Origin of the sequence: Mesorhizobium sp. M2A.F.Ca.ET.042.01.1.1 (genome assembly GCF_003997405.1) — a bacterium.
In the GTDB taxonomy this organism is placed as follows: Bacteria; Pseudomonadota; Alphaproteobacteria; order Rhizobiales; family Rhizobiaceae; genus Mesorhizobium.
The window spans coordinates 12,654-30,030 of sequence record NZ_RZRX01000016.1 but is presented as its reverse complement, the minus strand read 5'-3'; the positions used below and the strand labels follow the sequence as shown (position 1 = coordinate 30,030).

Sequence of the window (17,377 nt, the reverse complement as noted above, 5' to 3'; positions counted from 1 at the left end):
ATGAACCTTTCCCCGCCGGCCGGCGACTGACGGCCAGGCGCCGCGATGATGCGGCCCGGAAAGGAAAGCCGCCATGACAAGAAACCCAGAGACTTCGCGGTCTCCGGGAACAACGGGAGTCCGGCGCGATCACCGCCTTCGGGATGGGGTCGACGCGCTAGGCTTCCGGCTGATTCCGTTGACCCTGCCCGGCAGCCGGCGTATCGTCGCAAAGAGGAAAACAGACAATTCGATCGGGGAAGAACGTGCCGCGATGCCGCGCCTTGCCCTGGTTGGCGCGGTAGAGGCGGACGCCTCTCCCAGCGGCTTCGGGGGGAGTTCAATGTCTGGCGTTCGCGGCTCGTTCCTGCGTTCTCACGGCGCCCGTTTGCGCCGTGCAATCGCGACAAGCAACGGAATTCTCGCTTTGGCGCTGGCCGCCGGCCTTTGGCTCAGCGGCGCTGCGAATGCCCAGGAAACCCAGATCATCTACCCGGGATCGATGGCGGTCACCGGTTTTCCGGGCACCATCATTCCGGATTTCGATCAGGGCCTGCCGCCCGGCGTCGACCCGGTCGACGAGACCTTCATCGACACATCGCGTGCATCCTTGCGCGTTTTCGACGTTACGCATCTCGGCGGGCCCGCCTCCGGCCAGCTTGTCTTCACGCCTCCGCCCTTCGAGGTGACGGCCGGGCAGATCGGCGAGGTGTTCGGCCTCGCCTATGACGACGGCGTGCGCGACGGCGTGCCGTCGGGCGTTCCCAACCTCTATGCGGCCGCGACCTCGCTGCACGGCATCGAGATCGTCACGCCGGACGACGACCATGACGGCAGGCCGGAACGGCAGCGCCGCGGCGCCGCGGGTGCGATCTTCATGGATGGCCAGTTCGGCACCGAAAATGGCGGCGGCCCGGGCACGATCTGGAAGATCGACGGCATCACGGGTGCTGTCTCGAAATTCGCCGACATCGACACCAACAGCGGCCCCGGCATCGGCAACCTCGCCTTCGATCCGACCCATCGCGAGTTCTTCGCTTCGGATCTCGACACGGGGCTAATTCACCGCATCGATATCGAGGGCAATCTGATCGACAGCTTCGACCATGGCGTCGCCGGGCGCCCGGCGCATGGGCTCGCGCCGGTCGCCGATGACGGCGCTCCAATGGACATCCAGGCTGCCGCTTTCAATAGCGAAGACCCCGCGACCTGGGGCTACACGCAGGATGCGCGCCGGGTCTGGGCCGTCGCCTATCATGGCAGCCGGCTCTACTATTCCGTCGGCGAGAAGGCCGAAATCTGGTCGGTCGGCATTGCGAGCGACGGAAGCTTCGCCGGCGATCCGCGCTGGGAGCTGACGGTCAAGGCGGACCAGGACTATGCCGTCACCGACATCGCCTTCGACAACAAGGGCTTCATGTATCTCGCCCAGCGCGGCCCTGTGGAGAACCGCTACGATTACAGCCGCTTCGCCTCCTCCGGCAAAGGCGAGCTGATCCGCTACTGGCGCGCGGACCCGGATGATCCGGCGACGGAATCGGCCTGGGTCGAGGTTCCAGAGGAATATGCGGTCGGCTTCCCGCAGGGCAATCGCCAGTCGGCCGGCGGCGTCGACCTGCAATATCGCTATGACGCCGAGGGCAATCTCGACACGTCCGTCTGCACCGACACGGTCGTCAACACCGGCGACAAATTGCGCGACAATCCCGAGCTTGCCGAGCGGCTCGCCGCCGGCGGACCGCTTGCCGTGCATGGCGTGCAGCTGACGCCGAGCGCGCTGGCCAAGCCGGCCAACGTGCCGCCCTTCGGCTCATGGTTCGTCGATTTCGACGGCTATTTCGAAGACCCGGACGTGCAAGGCCATGTCGGCGACGTCAGGGTCTGGCGTCCCTGCGAGGGCCGCGCCGGCTATTATGAGGAAATCCCGGGCGGCTATCTGCCTCCGTTCTACCCGCCCGACTTCCCGCCGCCCGGCAACCTGCCGCCCTGCGTCGATGTCGAGGACGTGCATTACTACTGCACGCCGCGCGCGCTGCGGGCCGAACTCACGCTCCATGACCATGGCGGCTTCGGCGGCGATTCGATCAAGGCGCAGTCCAGGACGCCCGGCGTCGGGGTGACGACCCCCATGTCGCATGTCCCGGGCAAGCCCTACACGGTCGACATCACCGGCCATGATCCGGGCGATACCGTCAATGTCGGGCTCTGCTTCTACCGCAAGTCCGACCAGGACAAGGGTGGCTACTACCCTTGCTGCAAGATGACGCTGCCGCTCAGAACGCCAGCCGTCGACTGCGAAGCGCCGAGGAGGGAAAGATGAGCGATCTCGCCCATTCCCACTTCGCCTCGCGCAAAACCGTCATGGAGACGATCATGAAACCCCTGTCATATGCCAGGCGCGGCGCGCGCTGGCTGATGGCGGCCGGTATCGCGGTCGCCATGATGCCGGCCTTGCCGGCGCTCGCCCAGGACCAGGCTCCGGCCACGACCAATCAGGCAGCCAATCCGGCGTCACGCGGCATCAATGCGGAACTTGCGCGGATCGTGCCGTTCTTCACCAAGAAGGGCGGCCAGAGAAGCTGCGATACGGTCGAATATGTCCTGAGCTTCGGCATCCATGGCGACCCGCAGGACTTCGACCGGCCAAGCGTGGCTGCCTTGCTCAAAGCGACAAGGCTCGATTTCAGCGACCAACTGCCGCACGGCCTGCAGATCGTCAGCGTCGATGTCGCTGGCGACGGCACCAGCGCCTCCGGGGGACCGCTGCCGGCCGCCTCAATCAGCGCATCGACCGGTCCGAACGACACGGCGGGCGTTTCCAACTTCCGCATCAGCGCTGCCAACCTCGATGGCGTCGGCGCCGCCAACGAACGCGTCATCACCTTCCGCATCACCGCCAAGATAGACCACGCGGCCTTTCCCGCGCCGGCGACCGTCGACAACCAGGGAGAGATCAAAGTCTCGCTGCGGGGCGGACCGGCAACGACCATCCTCTCGCAGGATCCGGACAAGCCTGACGACGGCGATTTCCTCACTGGCGTGAAAACTTCGATCAGGATCGACCTGACCAAATGTAACCCGCCGCCTCCGCCTCCCGGCAAGGAATGCTTCAAGGTCGAGCACGGCACGGTCGACTGCGTGCCCGGCGGCGGCGCCTTCGTCTACCACATGCCGGTCGGACCCGAGATGGGCGGCAAATGGGTGCAGGTGTCGACGACCACTCCCGGCATCACCATCGTTCCCGACATGCAGAAGGTGCCGGTCGGCGGCGGCGTGCTGAACTGGAAGATCATCGGCGCCTCGCCCGGCGAGGCCATCCACCTCATCGTCACCGGCATCGAGACCTATGCCGGGCCGAAGGAGGGCTGGGGGCTCTGCTGCACGCAGGTCATCGACATCGTCATCCCGCGTGATCTGAGATGCCCGCCGAAGGACAAGGAGCCGGACCTCAAGGTCGAGAAACATGCCGACGTGCCGCGCTGCACGATGGCCGGCGGCTGCGACTTCACCATCACCGTCACCAATGTCGGCGACGCGCCCTATAACGGCAAGATCGTGCTCGACGAGGTGACGTTACCGGCAGGCTCGGTGCTGACTTCCGGGCCGGATGCGCCCTGGGTCTGCGTGCCCGGCACGACGCCGATGACCTGCACCTATCCGGCAACGACGCTCAACCCCGGCACCTCGGTCAACCTCAAGCTCGGCTTCAAGCCGGCTGGCGGCTGGCAGGGCGGCGCGTTGCGCAACTGCGCCGCCTATGACTACCAGGCCAGCGGCAAGCCGCTGTTCGGCAGCCAACAGAACGACCGCGGCTGCGCTTCGATCCCGATCTGCCGCCGTGGCGATCGCGATCCGCAGTGCAATCCGCCGGTCGAGAAGAAGGTCGACCTGATCCTGAAGAAGCGCGCCCGCACCCCGGTCTGCACGCCGGACGGCGTCTGCACTTTCGTGATCGACATCATCAACAACGGCACCGGCACCTATAACGGGCCGCTGACGGTGATCGACACCTATCCGGGCGGCGCGCCGACCTCGTCGACCTTCGGGCCGAGCCCGCCATGGGCTTGCGGACCGAACGGGCCTGAACAGTTCCGCTGCGACAATGCCGGTATCGCGCTGCCTCCGGGCGCCTCGACGCCGATCGTCGTCAAGGCGGTGATGCCGGCAAACTACCGGCCGGACACGGTGGAGAACTGCGCCGAGGTGAAAGGCATTCCCGGCGAGGTCGACCTCGCCAATAACAGGGCCTGCGCGACCGAGCGCATCCGCCCTCCGAATGGCGGCCAGCCCGGCCTGGGCATCACCAAGACCTGCGGCGGTTCGCTGGCCGGTGCCGCGGCTGTTTCCTGCCGCATCACCGTCAGCAATGCCGGCACCGCGGCGCCCACCGGTCCGGTGCGGGTGAACGACGCCGCCACGCTGGTGTCGGGCGGAGCGCCTGTCCAAATCCAGACCGTCACCCCTGACGGCGCGGAATGGACCTGCGGCCCGGTGCCTGCAAACACGCTGTCGTGCCAGATCCCCGGCGCCGTGATGACGCCCGGTACCAGCCGGCACTTCGACGTGACGGCGAGCGGCAATGGCGCGTTCGAGAACTGCGCGCGCGGCAGCTTCGGGCCGGCGCCGGGCGACGACATCGTCTACCCGATCGGCCAGGCTTGCGCGAAGGGCGGCGGCGCTTCCACCATCCGCGTCGAGAAGACCGGCGATGCCGAATGCCAGCCGGGACAACCCTGCTCGTTCGAGATCACCATCACGAATGACGGGCCGAACCCCTTCTCCGGTCCGGTCCGCATCGGCGACGCGGTCGGCGTGGAGGGTCTCGGCCGGCTGGAAGGCGTTCAGATCACCTCGATCGATCCGCCTTTCGGCTGCTCGCCGGAGCCGACGACGCTGCCGGCATCCTGCATCGCCAATCTGACGCTGGGCGCCGGCGAAAGCCACAGCCACCACGTCACCGTGATCCTTCCCGAGGATGGGCGTCTCGCCGCTCTGCAGGGTTCGGTCAGCGGACAGAACTGCGTCGGCGTGCTTCCTCCGAACACGCCGGTGCAAGGCGGCGGCGACGTGCTGTCGCGCGACTTGACCAACGTCCAGGACGATCGCGGCAAGGCTTATGCGTGCCATCCCTTCACCATCCGGCACGAGGTGAAGAACCAGTGCTTGTATGGACTGGTGATGAACTCGGCCGGCCGTTGCGTCTGCCCGGAGGGCACCACCTTCCGCAATGGCCAGTGTTCGGGCAGCGGGGGCACGTCCGGTGGAGGCACCAAGCTCCTGCCGCTGCCGCCTCCGCCGCGCTGCGTCCTGCTGCAGGGCCAGATCCGGACGGCGGACGGACGCTGCGTCTGCCCACGCGGTACCGATCTGGAGAACGGCAAATGCGTGCGGAGCGACATACCGGAAGAGCCGCAGTGCACGCTGCGTCCCGGCCAGTACCGCGACCAGGACGGCAACTGCGTGTGCCGCCGCGGCGAGCTGGTGAACGGCGTTTGCCAGGTCGTCCCGCCGAAATGCGCGATCCGTGGCGCAGTGCCGACATCGAACGGCTGCGCCTGTCCGGACGGGACGCATCTCGACCGCGCCGCCAAGGCTTGCGTACCTGACCGGCAGCCGCCTGCCCAGTGCCGCATCCGCGGCCAGTCCCGCAACGCCGATGGCGATTGCGTCTGCCCGAGCGGCACAGAGGTGCGTGACGGCGCCTGCCGGCCGGTCGTGTCGAAGCAGTGCCCGATCCGCGGCCAGCTGCGTGACGCCAACGGCAACTGCGCCTGCCCAGACGGCCTGGAGGTGCGGGGCAAGGCCTGCCAGCGGCCGAAGCCGATCCAGGAGCAGTGCACCATCCGCGGCCAGGTCCACAACAAGCGGGGCGACTGCGTCTGCCCGCGCGGGACCGAAATCCGCGACGGCGCGTGCCGCAAGCCGCGGGTGGAATGCGCGCCGGGTGCGGAGTTCATCGACGGACAGTGCCAGCCGGTCTTCACCCGGCGGCGCTGCCCGGCCGGCACCACCGGACTGTACCCGGACTGCACGCCGATCCGCAGGCGGCCAGGTATCGAGATCAATCCCGGCATCCTGCTTAACCCGAACGTGCTGCAGCAACTGGTGCCGCGACGCCAGCCGCGGCGGATCATTCAGGACCCGAGCGGCGCCAACAACCAGAACTTCAAGCCGTAATCCTGCGGCTGGAGACCAGACCCGCCGGAGCGATCCGGCGGGTTTTCTTTTCCACATCGAAGAAGGGCTCACGGCAGGCGGGCAAACCCGCCTTTGGAAAACGTGCTTCCCCTTGGCCGGATCATGGTCTAGGCAGTCGCCCTGACAGGCGCGACTGACGCGCGCAGCACTGCCAGGAGAGTTTGCGCCATGAGCAAGAAGACCCTGATCGCGCCTTCGGTGCTGGCATCGGATTTTTCCAAGCTGGGCGATGAGGTCGAGGCCGTCGCTGCGGCCGGCGCCGACTGGATTCATCTCGACGTGATGGACGGCCATTTCGTGCCCAACATCACCTTCGGCCCGCCGGTGATCAAGGCGATCCGCAACCGCACCAAGGCCTTTTTCGACTGCCATCTGATGATCGCGCCGGCCGATCCTTACCTGGCGGCTTTCGCCGAGGCCGGCTGCGACGGCATGACGGTGCATGCCGAAGCCGGGCCGCATCTCGACCGCTCGCTGCAGACCATCAGGAGCCTCGGCAAGAAAGCCGGCGTTTCGCTGAACCCGGCGACGCCGGAGACGGCGATCGAATATGTGCTCGACCGGCTCGACCTGATCCTGATCATGACCGTCAATCCGGGGTTCGGCGGGCAGGCCTTCATCCCGGCGATCGTCGACAAGGTGAGGCGGGTGAAGGCGCTGATCGGCAACCGGCCGATCCATATCGAGATCGACGGCGGCGTCTCGGCCGAGACGGCGCCGCTGGTGACTGCGGCCGGCGCCAATGTTCTGGTGGCTGGCGCCGCCGTCTTCAAGGGCGGCAGCGTCGGAGCCTATAGGGCAAACATTGAAGCAATTCGGACCGCTGCCGACAAGGCTGCCAGTTAATATACAACCGGCTAGCCTCTCGCGGAAGTTGCAGAGACAAGGCGCTCATTGAACGACTGTTCAGTATATATGGCGCCATGCAGGAATACCGGTTTCTTTGTCGAGATTCTACTTCACACATTCAATAGACCAGCCGCCTTGTCTTAAAGTCGAATATCATCATCTACCGCTTGAGCCCCCCTTGCCCGGCTGTATGATACATGTACGGGAAATTGCTTGACCGAGGGGCCCTGACAAAACTGGGCAAGCAATAGGAGTTCATTTGACACACGGAACTGCCGATCCGGGCGACGGCAAGGGCGCCAAGAGCACGCTGGCCAGTTCAGTGTACCAACAACTCCGCGACGATCTTTTGCGCGGCGCGCTGGAGGCCGAGAGCAAGCTGCGTGTCGAGTGGGTGGTTTCGCGCTACGGCGCGGGCGCGTCACCGGTGCGCGAGGCCCTCAACCGCCTTGCCGCCGAAGGCCTGCTCGGGCGGCATGACCAGCGCGGCTTCTTCCTCATGCCGGTCAGCGCCGCGGAACTGGAGGAACTGACGCGGACGCGCTGCTGGCTGGAAGAACGGGCGCTGCGCGAATCCATTGCGCACCGCACGGCCGAATGGGAAGAACAGCTGGTGCTGGCCCTCCACCGCCTGGCCCGCGCCGAGCGTCGCCTGCCGGAGGATCCCTCGACCAACGATCCGGAATGGGAGAAGCTGCATCGCGCCTTTCATCGGGCGCTGATCGCGGCTTGCCGCTCGCACTGGCTGATCGGCTTCTGCGAACAGCTTTCCGACCAGGCATCGCGCTACCGGCTGATCTCGCAAAACGGGCCGGGCATGGGCCGCGACGATCTCGGCGAACATCGCATCATCGCCGAGCGCGCGCTGGATGGCGACGCCGACGGCGCGGTCGAGGCGCTTTTCAACCACTACCGCCTCACTGCCGCGATGTGCATGGAACGCTTCGCCCAGGGCTATGATCCGAGGGCTGGCGTCGCCAAGGCGCGCCGCAGATAGCGACGGAAAACCGCCACGGTCTTTTTTGCTCCGGCGGCCAAATCTGCTATTCGCTCAGCGAGCGCGACGCATGTGCCATTCGGCGGCCGCGCCTGAGGAACCCTGCATGACCAACCATCTGTTCGACGCCTTCCGTTCCCGCATGCCGGCTCCAGACCGGCTGCTGATGGAGACGGATGACGGCCGTTCGATCAGCTATGGCGACATGCTGGCAAAGTCGGCGCAGCTGGCGCATGCGCTGGCGCAGGCGGGCGTCGAGCCGGGCGACCGCGTCGCGGTCCAGGTCGAGAAGAGCCCGGAAGCGGCGCTGCTCTATCTCGCATGTCTGCGCGTCGGTGCGGTCTTCCTGCCGCTCAACACAGCCTACACGCTGCCTGAGCTCGACTATTTCTTCCGCGACGCCGAGCCGAGGCTGATCGTGTGCGATCCGGACCGTCTTGCCGGCGTCGAACCGCTTGCCGCGTCGATCGGCGCCACGGTGCTGACGCTTGGCCGCGACGGTCAGGGAACGCTGGCCAGCCAGGCTTCGCGGCAGGCGACGGAGTTCAGCGACGTCGCGCGCGGGCCGGACGATCTCGCCGCCATCCTCTACACCTCCGGCACGACCGGCCGCTCCAAGGGCGCCATGCTCAGCCACGAGAATCTTGCGTCCAACGCCCGCGTGCTGGTCGAGCAGTGGCGCTTCGGCGCCGACGATGTGCTGATCCACGCGCTGCCGATCTTCCACACGCACGGCCTGTTCGTCGCCACCAACGTCATCCTGATGGCCGGTGCGACAATGTTGTTCGAGCAGAAATTCGACCCGGCGCGCATCCTGTCGCTGATGCCGCGCGCGACGGCCTTGATGGGCGTGCCGACCTTCTATGTGCGGCTGTTGCAGCAGGAGGGGCTGACGCGCGAGGCTGCAAAGACGATCCGGGTGTTCATCTCCGGCTCGGCGCCGCTGCTCGCCGAGACGCACAAGGCCTGGCGCGAGCGCACCGGCCACGCCATCCTCGAGCGCTACGGCATGACCGAGACCAACATGAATACCTCCAACCCCTATGACGGCGAGCGGCGCGCCGGCACGGTCGGCTTCCCCTTGCCCGGCGTCTCGCTGCGTATCACCGATCCCGAGACGGCCAGGCCGCGGGCCCAAGGCGAGATCGGCATGATCGAGGTCAAGGGGCCGAACGTCTTTGCCGGCTATTGGCGCATGCCCGAGAAGACCAAGGCCGAGTTCCGCGACGACGGCTTCTTCATCACCGGCGACCTCGGCCTGATCGACGCCGACGGCTATGTCCACATCGTCGGACGCGGCAAGGACCTGATCATCTCGGGCGGCTACAATGTCTATCCGAAGGAAATCGAGAGCGAGATCGACGCGCTTGATGGCATCAGTGAAAGCGCGGTGATCGGCGTCGCGCATCCGGATTTCGGCGAGGGCGTCACGGCTGTGGTGGTGCGCAAGCCGGGATCCACGATCAGCGCCGCCGACATTGCCGGCGCCATCGCCGGACGGCTGGCGAAATACAAGCACCCGAAGCAGGTGATCTTCGTCGACGAACTGCCGCGCAACACGATGGGCAAGGTGCAGAAGAACGTGCTGCGCGAGATGTATAAGGATATTTATGCGACAGCCAAAGCCGGCTAACAATTATCGAGCGGCGAACCTCGGAGATTAGCCGAGACGGTTATCAGGTGGTCATCCTAGGGCGGAGCAAGGAGCGAAGCGACGCACGCAGACCCTAGGATCCATGCCGTGACGCTACCGCGCTGCTAACATTGCAGAATTCTGCACCGTTGCACTCTGTCACAGGTCACGGAATGGATCCTCGGGTCAAGCCCGAGGATGACGACGCGCTAAAGAAGGCTTCGGCCAATCGCGGACGTTTGCGAGGGTTTCCCGAATGACGATGGGATCGAAAGGCCTACGCTCCAAACACCTTCTCGCCGCCGATCCAGACATTCGTCACGTCCAGGTTCTCGGACAGCCCAACAATGTCGGCAGCTGTCCCGTTGGCGAATCGCCCGAGCCTATGCGCCTGGCCGATTGCCTCGGCGGGATAAAGCGAGGCCATGCGCAAGGCCTCATCGAGATCGAGCCCGATGACGCGATGGACGAAGCGGACGGCGGAGATCATGTCGAGGTCGGCGCCGGCCAGCGTGCCGTCGACGAGCCTCAGGCTGCCGTCCTTGCGGTAGATGGTGCGGCCGTTGAGGGTGAACGACGTCATGTCGGTGCCGATCGTCGCCATGGCGTCGGTGACGAGCACGATCTTGCCCGGCCCCTGCTTGCCGCGCAGCGCAAGGATCATCGTTGCCGGGTGGACATGGATACCGTCGGCGATGATGCCGGCGTATAGGCCGCCGGTGTCGATCGCAGCACCGGCCAGGCCCGGCTCGCGGTTGCCGATCTGGCTCATGGCATTGAACAGATGCGTGACCACCGTGGCGCCGGCGGCGGCATAGGCTCTGGCCGTCGCGTAATTTGTGTCGCTATGGCCGAGGCTCACGATAACGCCGGCCTTGGCCAGCGCGGTGACACGAGCCGGCTCGACCGATTCCGGCGCGATCGTGGTGAGCAGCACCGGCAGATCCTGGCGCGCGGCGATCAGCGCGGCCTGGTCAGCGTCGGTCATCGGCCGGATCAGCGCCGGATCATGCGCGCCCTTGCGGGCCAGGCAAAGATGCGGACCTTCCAGATGCAGGCCTAGGAAGCCCGGCACCTTTTCCCGGGCCGCCTCGCCGCCCGCAGCGATGGCGGCGGCGGTGATCGCCGGCGTGTCGGTGATCAGCGTCACCAGCAGCGCCGTGGTGCCGAAAGGCGCGTGCGCCCGGCAGATGGTCTCGATCGAGGCGACATCGGGATGGTCGTTGAGCATGACGCCGCCGCCACCATTCACCTGGATGTCGACGAAACCCGGCACCAGCAGGCCGCCGCCGGTCTCAACCGCCGGAACGCCGGACGGAATGGCGCCGGCGGGCAGAATGGCCTCGACCATGTCGCCCTTGACGACAAGGGCCGCGTTGTCATGCCAGTCGGCGCCATCGAAGATGCGAGCGCCGGTGAGTGCGAAACGGTCGCTCATATGGTTTCCGTCACCTTGCGCAGGTTGCGCGGCGTATCGGGATCGAGGCCGCGATGGCGCGCGAAGGCCTCGACGAAGCCGTAGAAGGACACGATCAGCGGCAGCGGATCGGTCAGCGGATGGCCAGTGGCGACATGCGGCAGAAGCCTCGCGGCCTTGGCCCTGTCGGAGGTGATGAAGGCGGCGGCGCCCTTGGCCGTCAGGCCATCGGCCGCCTCGGCGACCGAGGGTTCGGATGCGTCTCGCGCGGCAAGCGCCAGAACCGGGAAACCCGGCCCGACCAGTGCCAGCGGCCCATGCATGACTTCCGCCGCGCTGTAGGCCTCGGCATGCATGGCGCAGGTTTCCTTGAACTTCAGCGCCGCTTCGCTGGCGATGGCGAAGGAGGGGCCACGACCGAGGATGAACAGCGACTGCGGGTCCTCCAAGGCGCCGGCGAGCGCCATCCAGTCGCAGCCGATCGCCTTTTCGAAATGAGCCGGCAGGCCGGCGAGCGCCTTCAGCAACGGCTTGTCATCGGTCGCGTGCGCCATCAGCGCCAGGCCGGCGACGGCCGAATTGACGAAGGTCTTGGTGGCCGCGACGGAGCGTTCCGGCCCGGCAAGGATATCGATGGCGTAATCGGATGCCCGCGCGAGCGGCGAGTCGGCGGTGTTGGTGATGGCGACGGTGAGCGCGCCGCCTGTCCGCGCCGTTTCGGCCATGGCGACGATGTCCGGGCTCTTGCCCGACTGCGAGACCGCCAGGCAGGCGGAGCCGCGCAGCCTGAGCTTTGCGCCGTATATGGAGGCGATCGACGGCCCGACGGAGGCGACCGCAAGGCCGGCTGTCAGCTCGACGGCATATTTCATGAAGGTCGCGGCATGATCGGATGAGCCGCGCGCCACGGTGACGACGAATTGCGGGTCGCGCTCGCGCAGGCCGCGTCCAGCCTCGGCCAAAACCGAAGCCGAGCCGTCGAGAAGGCGGGCGGCGGCTTCGGGGATCTCGTCGATCTCGCGCCGCATATGGGTGGTGGTGGCGCTCATGGCCGGATCTCCTCTCCCGGCCCGGTCAGCCGGAGTTCCGCGACGAAATCATAGGCGTCGCCCCTATAGACCGAGCGGGTGAACTCGATCACCTTGCCGCTCGCCAGATAGGAAATGCGCTCGATCTGCAAGCCGGCAACCCCCGGCGGCACTTCCAGGAGGCGCGCGTCGGCATCGCCGAGATTGGTGGCCGAGATGCGCTGCACGGCGCGCACCGGGCGATTGCCGGTCATGCCGAGCGCCGCATAAAGCGAGGAGCCGACCGCTTCGGGATCGGGCAGGACGCTGGCCGAGAGCGACGCGCGCTCGATCGCCAGCGGCGTGTCGTTGGCGATGCGCAGGCGCGCGACGCGCGCCACCAGCTCGGTCGAGGACAGGCCAAGCACCATCATCTCCTCCGGCGACGGCGCATAGAGGCCGCGGTCGAGCCAGACCGAACGCACAGTCATGCCGCGGCGCGCCATGTCCTCGGTGAAGGAGGTGAGCCGCGACAGCGACTGCTCGACGCGCTCCATGCGGGGCGCGACGAAGGTGCCCGAGCCGTGGCGCTGGACGAGGATGCCGCCCTTGACCAGATCCTGCACCGCCTTGCGCACGGTGACACGCGAGATATCAGCCTTGCTGGCGATGTCGCGCTCGGACGGCAACGCGTCGCCCGGGCCGATCAGGCCACGATTGACCGCTTCCTCGATGCTTTTCCGCAGTTGCAGATAAAGCGGCGCGCCACTCTGCGAGGATTCTTTCAGCATGGCGAAGATCTGGTCGGCGGCGCTCATCGGGCGGCCCCCGAGCCACCCGCGAAGAGGCGCACGGCCATCTGCACGGCGCCACCCAGCGCATCGTCGAGCGGCGCTTTCAGCAGCGCCTGGTAGCGCGCCGACAGGCGCGGCGCGTAAAGCGGCGCCAGCCCGCCGAGCAGGCAAAGCGGCGCGTCGTCGGCAAGATCGAGCGCGCCGAGCGAAGCCTCGACATCGGCCACCGCCTTGGCGAGGATGAAGTTGGCGACGAGGTCGCCCTTTTCGGCGTGCTCGAAAACCTTCGGCGCGAAGCCGCCGAAATCGCCGGGCTTGGCGTTGGTGGTGAATTCGACCACGTCCTCGGGATTGTTGCGGAAGACGGCCAGCATAGCGTCGGTCAAGGGGGAGCCCGGACGGATGCCGTCATAGGCAAGCAGCGTCTGCTCCAGCAGGTCGCGGCCGATGCGGGCGCCGCTGCCCTGGTCGCCGACCTGGAAGCCCCAGCCGCCGATGGCGCGGGACTTGCCCTCTTTGCGCGCCATATAGGCGGTGCCTGTGCCAAGGATGGCCATGGCGCCGTCACCGGAGCCGACCGCCCCCTCGAGCGCGATCTCGGCATCGGTTTCGACGCGGCTTCGGCTGAAGGGCAGGATTGCTTCGAGCTGCTGCCGGTAGGTGCCGACATTGGCGCCGGCCAACCCGAGAATGGCCGGGGTTTGCGGGATCAAATCCGGATCCGCGCCGGCGGCGAGGAAAGCCTGCCTGGCCGCTTCGACGATGTTGGCACGGGCGCCGGTGAGGTCGGTGCGGATGTTGGCGGCGCCGCTCCTGGCGCGACCGACGACGGCGCCGTCAACGGTCGCAAGGGCCGCCCTGCAGCTGGTGCCGCCGCCATCAATGCCAAGCACGAATTTCACGCGATTTCTCCTCGGGGCCGGATAATACCAATAAAATACCAATAGCCAAGAGTTAATTTCAGTTCAAAAAAGATTAAGCCGTATTTTATTGAAAATCCACGTCAATTCCCCGGCAAGCGCGCTGCGCGTCCTGAAATTCGTTAATGCGTGTGGACAAGTGGTATTTTTTTGGTATTGTTCGACCAGGTCGGAGGAAAATGGATGGCCGAGACGCGCACGGAAGCGCTTCACCAGAATGCCGAGGGGCTGGATGTCCAGGCCCCGGAAGCCATTCTGGCGTTCCTGGCCAACGCCCAGATCGAGGCCGCCAAAGCCGTGCACGGCGCTATTCCGGCGATCGCTGCCGCCGCCGAACTCATCGCGAAGCAGTTGAAGAGCGGCGGCAGGCTCGCCTATGCGGCGGCCGGCAGTTCCGGCCTGATGGCGGTGGCCGACGCGCTGGAATTGCCTGGCACCTTCGGCATCGCCCGCGACCGCATCGCCATCTTGATCGCCGGCGGCGACAATGCCTTCCGCACGCTGGCTGGCGGCCCCGAGGACGACACCGATGAAGCGTCGGCGGCGGTTGCCGCGGCCGCCATCGGCAAAGGCGACTGCCTGATCGCCATCTCCGCCAGCGGCTCGACCCCCTATGCGGTCCAGGCGCTGCAGGACGCGAAGAGCCGCGGCGCCGCAACCATCGCCATCGCCAACAATCGGGGCGCCGCGCTGTTCAATCAGGCCGATGTCGCCATCCTGCTCGAAACGCCACCCGAGCTGATCGCAGGCTCGACGCGCATGGGCGCGGGCACCGCGCAGAAGATCGCGCTCAACATGCTGTCGACGCTGGCCGCCATCCATCTCGGCCATGTCCATGACGGCTACATGGTCAATCTCACCGCCGACAACATCAAGCTGCGCGACCGCGCCGTGCGCATGGTCGCCGCCATCAGCGGCAAGAGCCGCGACGACGCCGCCCGCCTGCTCGAGGAGAGCGGCGGCGTGGTCAAGACCGCCATTCTGCTCGCCGCGGGCGCGGCAAACGCCGATGCGGCCGAGAAGATACTGGAAGGAACCGGCCAGAAGCTTAGGCCGGCGCTTTCCGAGATCGAGGGGAGCAAGGGGCGCTGAGCCTCTGTTCTCATCAAAACCGAACCTGAAAAAGGTCAACAGGGAGACTGAAGATGAAGACCAAACTACTGACGGCCCTTCTGCTCGGCACAAGCATTCTCGGCACCACCGGGATGGCCCTGGCCGAGGACGTGACGCTCAACATCGAAAGCTGGCGCGGCGACGACCTGACCATCTGGAAGGACAAGCTGATCCCGGCCTTCGAAGCCAAGAACCCCGGCATCAAGGTGGTGTTCGCGCCTTCGGCTCCGACCGAGTATGACGCCGCCCTCGGCGCCAAGCTCGCTGCCGGCTCGGCTGGCGACCTGATCACCTGCCGCCCCTTCGACAAGTCGCTCGAGCTGTTCAAGAAGGGCAACCTTGCCGACATCTCCTCGCTGCCCGGCATGGAGAACTTCTCGCCCGTCGCCAAGGCCGCCTGGCAGACCGATGACGGCAAGTCGAGCTTCTGCGTGCCGATGGCTTCGGTCATCCACGGCTTCATCTACAACAAGGACGCCTTCGACAAGCTCGGCCTTAAGGTGCCGACCACCAACGAAGAGTTCTACGCCGTGCTCGACAAAATCAAGGCCGACGGCACCTACATCCCGATGGCGATGGGCACCAAGGACCTCTGGGAAGCAGCGACCATGGGCTACCAGAATATCGGCCCGAACTACTGGAAGGGCGAGGAAGGCCGCGCTGCCCTGATCAAGGGCGAGCAGAAGCTGACCGATCCGCAATGGGTCGAGCCCTATAAGGAACTGGCCAAGTGGAAGCCCTATCTCGGCGACGGCTTCGAGGCGCAGACCTACCCGGACAGCCAGAATCTGTTCACGCTCGGCCGCGCCGCGATCTACCCGGCCGGCTCGTGGGAGATCGGTCTGTTCAACACCCAGGCGCAGTTCAAGATGGGCGCCTTCCCGCCGCCGGTGCAGAAGGCCGGCGACACCTGTTACATCTCCGACCATACCGATATCGGCATGGGCCTGAACGCGGCATCGAAACATCCGGAAGAGGCCAAGAAGTTCCTGTCTTGGGTCGCTTCGCCCGATTTCGCCACCATCTATGCCAACGCGCTGCCGGGCTTCTTCAGCCTGAACTCGACGCCGGTGAAGATGGAAGACCCGCTGGCGCAGGAATTCGTCTCCTGGCGCGGCAAGTGCAAGTCGACGATCCGCTCGACCTACCAGATCCTGTCGCGCGGCACGCCGAACCTCGAGAACGAGACCTGGGTTGAATCGGCCAATGTGATCAACGGCACCGACACGCCGGAAGCCGCGGCCAAGAAGCTCCAGGACGGCCTCGACAGCTGGTACAAGCCGGAGAAGTAAGTCTATCGATTGCAATGCCGGCCGGGAGCTTCCCCGGCCGGCATTCAAACAGATCCAGATAGCGATTGTCGGCGCAGCCTCCCGGTCTTACCCTCGATCTCGCGGGGAAGACGGAGCCGATCCGTCGCTGGCCTTGTCTAACCCCAGAGGGGACAGCCAGGCCGTGCATTGAGGCACCAGCTAGCATCATCGAACTGGAACCCAGAGACGGCGGGGAACCGAACTCATGGACACCGAAACCATGGCCGAAGAAACGCGAGCGAAAAGACCGATCCGCTGGCATGTCGGCGTCTTCCTGGCGCCGGCGGTGCTGGTCTACACCGCCTTCATGATCCTGCCGCTGTTCGGCACGCTGCAGCTCTCGCTGTTCCGCAACATCGAACAGTCGCAGGTCTTCGTCGGCTTCAGCAATTTTCGCACCCTGTTCGGCGATCCGAACTGGTCGGTGAATTTCTGGAATGCGCTCAGGAACAATGTCTGGTTCTTCATCATCCATATGCTGGTGCAGAACCCGATCGGCATCCTTCTGGCCGCGCTCCTTTCCAGCCCGAAACTGCGTTTCACCGCCTTCTACCGCACGGCGATCTTCGTGCCGACGATCCTGTCCTTCGTCATCGTCGGTTTCGCCTGGAAGCTGATCCTGTCGCCGATCTGGGGCGTGGCGCCGCATCTGATGGATTTCGTCGGCTTGAAGAGCTTCTTCACGCCCTGGCTCGGCAAGGAGCAATATGCGCTGACCGCGCTCAGCCTGGTCTCGGTGTGGCAGTTCGTCGGCATTCCGATGATGCTGATCTATGCGGCGCTGCTGTCGATCCCCGACGAGGTGATCGAGGCGGCCGAATGCGACGGCGTCACCGGCATGGCGCAGTTCTGGAAGATCAAGCTACCGCTGATCCTGCCCTCGATCGGCATCATCTCGATCCTGACCTTCGTCGGCAATTTCAACGCCTTCGACCTGATCTACACCGCGCAAGGCGCGCTCGCCGGGCCGAACTATTCGACCGACATCCTCGGCACCTTCCTCTACCGTGCCTTCTTCGGCTTCCAGTTGCAGGTCGGCGATCCGAATATGGGCGCGGCGATCGCCACGATCATGTTCCTGATCATCCTCGCCGGCGTCTGCGTCTACCTGTTCCTCGTGCAGACGCGCCTGCGTCGCTACCAGTTCTGAGGTACGC

General features: G+C 65.8%; 12 protein-coding genes. 8 read left to right on the top strand and 4 right to left on the bottom strand.

Annotated features, from left to right (window positions below):
• The first annotated feature begins 322 nt into the window (after positions 1 to 322).
• The 5 genes from EOA23_RS04405 to EOA23_RS04385 all read left to right on the top strand — a co-directional run bounded on the left by EOA23_RS04405 (position 323) and on the right by EOA23_RS04385 (position 9,656).
• Positions 323 to 2,299: a hypothetical protein gene (locus EOA23_RS04405; RefSeq protein ID WP_127303003.1), complete on the top strand. Its 1,977-nt coding sequence runs from the start codon at positions 323 to 325 to the stop codon at positions 2,297 to 2,299.
• Positions 2,296 to 6,156: a DUF11 domain-containing protein gene (locus EOA23_RS04400; RefSeq protein ID WP_127303002.1), complete on the top strand. Its 3,861-nt coding sequence runs from the start codon at positions 2,296 to 2,298 to the stop codon at positions 6,154 to 6,156. The genes EOA23_RS04405 and EOA23_RS04400 overlap by 4 nt, the downstream gene beginning before the upstream one ends.
• Before the next feature lie 189 nt (positions 6,157 to 6,345).
• Positions 6,346 to 7,023, top strand: coding sequence for a ribulose-phosphate 3-epimerase (gene rpe / locus EOA23_RS04395; RefSeq protein WP_127303001.1), 678 nt, complete (start codon positions 6,346 to 6,348; stop codon positions 7,021 to 7,023).
• Between the two features lie 262 nt (positions 7,024 to 7,285).
• Positions 7,286 to 8,023, top strand: a complete 738-nt coding sequence (locus EOA23_RS04390; protein WP_127303000.1) for a GntR family transcriptional regulator — start codon at positions 7,286 to 7,288, stop codon at positions 8,021 to 8,023.
• A 106-nt stretch (positions 8,024 to 8,129) separates the two neighbouring features.
• Entirely contained in the window at positions 8,130 to 9,656 is a 1,527-nt protein-coding gene (locus EOA23_RS04385) for a malonyl-CoA synthase (RefSeq protein ID WP_127302999.1), read from the top strand.
• 277 nt (positions 9,657 to 9,933) lie between these two features.
• Here EOA23_RS04385 and nagA read toward each other — a convergent pair whose 3' ends face one another.
• The 4 genes from nagA to EOA23_RS04365 are packed head-to-tail and all read right to left on the bottom strand — an operon-like array spanning position 9,934 to position 13,776.
• Positions 9,934 to 11,094: an N-acetylglucosamine-6-phosphate deacetylase gene (gene nagA, locus EOA23_RS04380; RefSeq protein WP_127302998.1), complete on the bottom strand. Its 1,161-nt coding sequence runs from the start codon at positions 11,092 to 11,094 to the stop codon at positions 9,934 to 9,936.
• Positions 11,091 to 12,122, bottom strand: a complete 1,032-nt coding sequence (locus EOA23_RS04375; protein WP_127302997.1) for an SIS domain-containing protein — start codon at positions 12,120 to 12,122, stop codon at positions 11,091 to 11,093. Before EOA23_RS04375 ends, nagA begins: the two co-directional genes overlap by 4 nt.
• Positions 12,119 to 12,898 (bottom strand): GntR family transcriptional regulator, encoded by a 780-nt coding sequence (locus tag EOA23_RS04370; RefSeq protein ID WP_127302996.1) that lies wholly within the window; start codon positions 12,896 to 12,898, stop codon positions 12,119 to 12,121. The genes EOA23_RS04375 and EOA23_RS04370 overlap by 4 nt, the downstream gene beginning before the upstream one ends.
• Positions 12,895 to 13,776 carry an N-acetylglucosamine kinase gene (locus tag EOA23_RS04365; protein WP_127302995.1) on the bottom strand — a complete coding sequence of 294 codons (882 nt, stop codon included), beginning with the start codon at positions 13,774 to 13,776 and terminating at the stop codon, positions 12,895 to 12,897. Before EOA23_RS04365 ends, EOA23_RS04370 begins: the two co-directional genes overlap by 4 nt.
• Positions 13,777 to 13,977: 201 nt before the next feature.
• On the opposite strand from EOA23_RS04365, the gene EOA23_RS04360 reads away from it, so the two are divergent.
• The 3 genes from EOA23_RS04360 (at position 13,978) to EOA23_RS04350 (ending at position 17,370) form a co-directional block, all read left to right on the top strand.
• Positions 13,978 to 14,886 carry an N-acetylmuramic acid 6-phosphate etherase gene (locus tag EOA23_RS04360; RefSeq protein WP_127302994.1) on the top strand — a complete coding sequence of 303 codons (909 nt, stop codon included), beginning with the start codon at positions 13,978 to 13,980 and terminating at the stop codon, positions 14,884 to 14,886.
• A gap of 53 nt (positions 14,887 to 14,939) precedes the next feature.
• Entirely contained in the window at positions 14,940 to 16,199 is a 1,260-nt protein-coding gene (locus EOA23_RS04355; RefSeq protein ID WP_127302993.1) for an ABC transporter substrate-binding protein, read from the top strand.
• Positions 16,200 to 16,440: 241 nt separating this feature from the next.
• Positions 16,441 to 17,370, top strand: coding sequence for a sugar ABC transporter permease (locus tag EOA23_RS04350; protein WP_127303015.1), 930 nt, complete (start codon positions 16,441 to 16,443; stop codon positions 17,368 to 17,370).
• The last annotated feature ends 7 nt before the right edge of the window (positions 17,371 to 17,377 follow it).

Excerpts from the sequence above, each read along its gene's own strand:
- EOA23_RS04385 (WP_127302999.1), top strand. The coding sequence starts at position 8,130 with ATGACCAACCATCTGTTCGACGCCTTCCGTTCCCGCATGCCGGCTCCA.
- nagA (WP_127302998.1), bottom strand. The coding sequence starts at position 11,094 with ATGAGCGACCGTTTCGCACTCACCGGCGCTCGCATCTTCGATGGCGCC.
- EOA23_RS04405 (WP_127303003.1), top strand. The coding sequence starts at position 323 with ATGTCTGGCGTTCGCGGCTCGTTCCTGCGTTCTCACGGCGCCCGTTTG.
- EOA23_RS04370 (WP_127302996.1), bottom strand. The coding sequence starts at position 12,898 with ATGAGCGCCGCCGACCAGATCTTCGCCATGCTGAAAGAATCCTCGCAG.
- EOA23_RS04355 (WP_127302993.1), top strand. The coding sequence starts at position 14,940 with ATGAAGACCAAACTACTGACGGCCCTTCTGCTCGGCACAAGCATTCTC.
- EOA23_RS04360 (WP_127302994.1), top strand. The coding sequence starts at position 13,978 with ATGGCCGAGACGCGCACGGAAGCGCTTCACCAGAATGCCGAGGGGCTG.
- rpe (WP_127303001.1), top strand. The coding sequence starts at position 6,346 with ATGAGCAAGAAGACCCTGATCGCGCCTTCGGTGCTGGCATCGGATTTT.
- EOA23_RS04400 (WP_127303002.1), top strand. The coding sequence starts at position 2,296 with ATGAGCGATCTCGCCCATTCCCACTTCGCCTCGCGCAAAACCGTCATG.
- EOA23_RS04375 (WP_127302997.1), bottom strand. The coding sequence starts at position 12,122 with ATGAGCGCCACCACCACCCATATGCGGCGCGAGATCGACGAGATCCCC.
- EOA23_RS04350 (WP_127303015.1), top strand. The coding sequence starts at position 16,441 with ATGGCCGAAGAAACGCGAGCGAAAAGACCGATCCGCTGGCATGTCGGC.